The sequence below is a fragment of the Acinetobacter sp. YH12023 genome, from assembly GCF_013420135.1.
Lineage (GTDB): Bacteria > Pseudomonadota > Gammaproteobacteria > Pseudomonadales > Moraxellaceae > Acinetobacter > Acinetobacter amyesii.
Window position 1 is genome coordinate 1 of the sequence record NZ_VOYU01000029.1, and the last position, 4,691, is coordinate 4,691.

General features: G+C 49.2%; 2 tRNA genes and 2 rRNA genes. All 4 read left to right on the forward strand.

Features of this window, described 5'->3' with window-relative positions:
• Positions 1-1,073 (forward strand): 16S ribosomal RNA (locus FTT92_RS16485); the annotation flags it as partial.
• 61 nt (positions 1,074-1,134) lie between these two features.
• A tRNA-Ile gene (locus tag FTT92_RS16490) sits at positions 1,135-1,211 on the forward strand.
• Between the two features lie 74 nt (positions 1,212-1,285).
• A tRNA-Ala gene (locus FTT92_RS16495) sits at positions 1,286-1,361 on the forward strand.
• A gap of 425 nt (positions 1,362-1,786) precedes the next feature.
• Positions 1,787-4,680 (forward strand): 23S ribosomal RNA (locus tag FTT92_RS16500).
• Positions 4,681-4,691: the final 11 nt, after the last annotated feature.

Consider the following 4,691-nt stretch of genomic DNA (forward strand, 5'->3'; position numbering starts at 1 on the left):
AGAGATAGTGGACGTTACTCGCAGAATAAGCACCGGCTAACTCTGTGCCAGCAGCCGCGGTAATACAGAGGGTGCGAGCGTTAATCGGATTTACTGGGCGTAAAGCGTGCGTAGGCGGCTTTTTAAGTCGGATGTGAAATCCCCGAGCTTAACTTGGGAATTGCATTCGATACTGGGAAGCTAGAGTATGGGAGAGGATGGTAGAATTCCAGGTGTAGCGGTGAAATGCGTAGAGATCTGGAGGAATACCGATGGCGAAGGCAGCCATCTGGCCTAATACTGACGCTGAGGCACGAAAGCATGGGGAGCAAACAGGATTAGATACCCTGGTAGTCCATGCCGTAAACGATGTCTACTAGCCGTTGGGGCCTTTGAGGCTTTAGTGGCGCAGCTAACGCGATAAGTAGACCGCCTGGGGAGTACGGTCGCAAGACTAAAACTCAAATGAATTGACGGGGGCCCGCACAAGCGGTGGAGCATGTGGTTTAATTCGATGCAACGCGAAGAACCTTACCTGGTCTTGACATAGTAAGAACTTTCCAGAGATGGATTGGTGCCTTCGGGAACTTACATACAGGTGCTGCATGGCTGTCGTCAGCTCGTGTCGTGAGATGTTGGGTTAAGTCCCGCAACGAGCGCAACCCTTTTCCTTATTTGCCATCGGGTTAAGCCGGGAACTTTAAGGATACTGCCAGTGACAAACTGGAGGAAGGCGGGGACGACGTCAAGTCATCATGGCCCTTACGACCAGGGCTACACACGTGCTACAATGGTCGGTACAAAGGGTTGCTACTCCGCGAGGAGATGCTAATCTCAAAAAGCCGATCGTAGTCCGGATTGGAGTCTGCAACTCGACTCCATGAAGTCGGAATCGCTAGTAATCGCGGATCAGAATGCCGCGGTGAATACGTTCCCGGGCCTTGTACACACCGCCCGTCACACCATGGGAGTTTGTTGCACCAGAAGTAGGTAGTCTAACCGTAAGGAGGACGCTTACCACGGTGTGGCCGATGACTGGGGTGAAGTCGTAACAAGGTAGCCGTAGGGGAACCTGCGGCTGGATCACCTCCTTAACGAAAGATTGACGATTGGTAAGAATCCACAACAAGTTGTTCTTCATGACGATGTATCTGAGGGTCTGTAGCTCAGTTGGTTAGAGCACACGCTTGATAAGCGTGGGGTCACAAGTTCAAGTCTTGTCAGACCCACCATTCTGACTAACGAAGTATTTGAATAAAATACGGAAGCAAACAGAAAAACAGAAACATTGACTTATTGATAAGCTGGGGACTTAGCTTAGTTGGTAGAGCGCCTGCTTTGCACGCAGGAGGTCAGGAGTTCGACTCTCCTAGTCTCCACCATACATTGCTACGCAATGTATAAAGAACGAAGCTAAAATAAACAATCAAACGATTGTTAGCTTAGTCCTTAAGCGATCAAGTGTTTAGGTTATAGAGCTTAGCAACAAAGTGGCGTATGATTCGCTTCATTGTTATTAAGCTCTGTGATTTATCACAGTTTCCTGACCTGACGAAGGCTGGAAAAATCATTAACAGAATATATTTGAGTTGAAATAATTTGTTCATACTCGTTTGATTTAACTTAACAAGCAATTGTGAAAGTTGAATGAAATGAGTTACTAGCGAAATTAACTGAATCAAGCGTTTTGGTATATGAATCTAATTGAAGCTGTACAGTGATTAAGTTCACGAGACTCTAACTGTGGCAATTAAGTTTGCGACGCGAAATACAACTTGTATGTATTAGCGACTGTTTGGGGTTGTATAGTCAAGTAATTAAGTGCATGTGGTGGATGCCTTGGCAGTCAGAGGCGATGAAAGACGTAATAGCCTGCGATAAGCTCCGGGGAGGCGGCAAATATCCTGTGATCCGGAGATTTCTGAATGGGGAAACCCACCCGCTATAAGGCGGGTATCATAAACTGAATACATAGGTTTATGAGGCGAACGAGGGGAAGTGAAACATCTCAGTACCCTTAGGAAAAGAAATCAATTGAGATTCCCTCAGTAGCGGCGAGCGAACGGGGAAAAGCCCATTAAGTTATCTAAGCTTTAGTGGAACGCTCTGGGAAGTGCGACCATAGTAGGTGATAGTCCTGTACACGAAAGGGCTTAGATAATGATGTCGAGTAGGGCGAGGCACGTGAAACCTTGTCTGAATATGGGGGGACCATCCTCCAAGGCTAAATACTCCTGACTGACCGATAGTGAACCAGTACCGTGAGGGAAAGGCGAAAAGAACCCCTGTGAGGGGAGTGAAATAGATCCTGAAACCGCATGCATACAAGCAGTGGGAGCCAACTTGTTTGGTGACTGCGTACCTTTTGTATAATGGGTCAGCGACTTACATTCAGTAGCAAGGTTAACCGATTAGGGGAGCCGTAGAGAAATCGAGTCTTAATAGGGCGTTTAGTTGCTGGGTGTAGACCCGAAACCGGGTGATCTATCCATGAGCAGGTTGAAGGTTGGGTAACACTAACTGGAGGACCGAACCCACTGTCGTTGAAAAGCCAGGGGATGACTTGTGGATAGGGGTGAAAGGCTAATCAAACTCGGTGATAGCTGGTTCTCCCCGAAAGCTATTTAGGTAGCGCCTCGGACGAATACCATTGGGGGTAGAGCACTGTTTCGGCTAGGGGGTCATCCCGACTTACCAAACCGATGCAAACTCCGAATACCAATGAGTACTATCCGGGAGACAGACTGCGGGTGCTAACGTCCGTAGTCAAGAGGAAAACAATCCAGACCGCCAGCTAAGGCCCCAAAATTATAGTTAAGTGGGAAACGATGTGGGAAGGCATAGACAGCTAGGAGGTTGGCTTAGAAGCAGCCACCCTTTAAAGAAAGCGTAATAGCTCACTAGTCGAGTCGGCCTGCGCGGAAGATGTAACGGGGCTAAAACTATATGCCGAAGCTGCGGATGTACACTTATGTGTACGTGGTAGGGGAGCGTTCTGTAAGCCGATGAAGGTGGATTGAGAAGTCTGCTGGAGGTATCAGAAGTGCGAATGCTGACGTGAGTAACGACAAAACGGGTGAAAAACCCGTTCGCTGAAAGACCAAGGGTTCCAGTCCAACGTTAATCGGGGCTGGGTGAGTCGACCCCTAAGGCGAGGCCGAGAGGCGTAGTCGATGGGAAATTGGTTAATATTCCAATACTTCAGTGTAATGCGATGAGAGGACGGAGAAGGTTAAGTCAGCCTGGCGTTGGTTGTCCAGGTGAAAGGAAGTAGGCATGTATCTTAGGCAAATCCGGGGTACTCTATGCTGAGATCTGACAGCAAGCTGTACTTGTACAGTGAAGTGGCTGATACCATACTTCCAGGAAAAGTCTCTAAGCTTCAGTTACACTGGAATCGTACCCGAAACCGACACAGGTGGTCAGGTCGAGTAGACCAAAGCGCTTGAGAGAACTCTGCTGAAGGAACTAGGCAAAATGGTACCGTAACTTCGGGAGAAGGTACGCTGCTTTTGGTGATGGAACTTGCTTCCTGAGCTGAGAGCAGCCACAGAAACCAGGCCCCTGCAACTGTTTATTAAAAACATAGCACTCTGCAAACACGAAAGTGGACGTATAGGGTGTGATGCCTGCCCGGTGCTGGAAGGTTAATTGATGGGGTTAGCGTAAGCGAAGCTCTTGATCGAAGCCCCAGTAAACGGCGGCCGTAACTATAACGGTCCTAAGGTAGCGAAATTCCTTGTCGGGTAAGTTCCGACCTGCACGAATGGCATAATGATGGGGGCGCTGTCTCCAGCAGAGGCTCAGTGAAATCGAAATCGCCGTGAAGATGCGGTGTACCCGCGGCTAGACGGAAAGACCCCGTGAACCTTTACTGCAGCTTGACATTGAACTTTGATCTTACTTGTGTAGGATAGGTGGGAGGCTTTGAAACCGAGACGCTAGTTTCGGTGGAGCCAATCTTGAAATACCACCCTGGTAATATTGAGGTTCTAACTCTGCTCCATGATCTGGAGCGAGGACCATGTCTGGTGGGTAGTTTGACTGGGGCGGTCTCCTCCTAAAGAGTAACGGAGGAGTACGAAGGTGCGCTCAGCGTGGTCGGAAATCACGCGTAGAGTATAAAGGCAAAAGCGCGCTTAACTGCGAGACCCACAAGTCGAGCAGGTACGAAAGTAGGTCTTAGTGATCCGGTGGTTCTGTATGGAAGGGCCATCGCTCAACGGATAAAAGGTACTCTGGGGATAACAGGCTGATACCGCCCAAGAGTTCATATCGACGGCGGTGTTTGGCACCTCGATGTCGGCTCATCTCATCCTGGGGCTGAAGCAGGTCCCAAGGGTATGGCTGTTCGCCATTTAAAGAGGTACGCGAGCTGGGTTTAGAACGTCGTGAGACAGTTCGGTCCCTATCTACCGTGGGCGCTGGAAATTTGAGAGGATCTGCTCCTAGTACGAGAGGACCAGAGTGGACGAACCTCTGGTGTACCGGTTGTGACGCCAGTCGCATCGCCGGGTAGCTATGTTCGGAAGGGATAACCGCTGAAAGCATCTAAGCGGGAAGCCTACCTCAAGATAAGATTTCCCTTGGACTTTATGTCCACTAAAGAGCCGTTGAAGACTACGACGTTGATAGGTTGGATGTGGAAGTGCGGTGACGCATGAAGCTGACCAATACTAATTGCTCGTGAGGCTTGACTATACAACACCCAA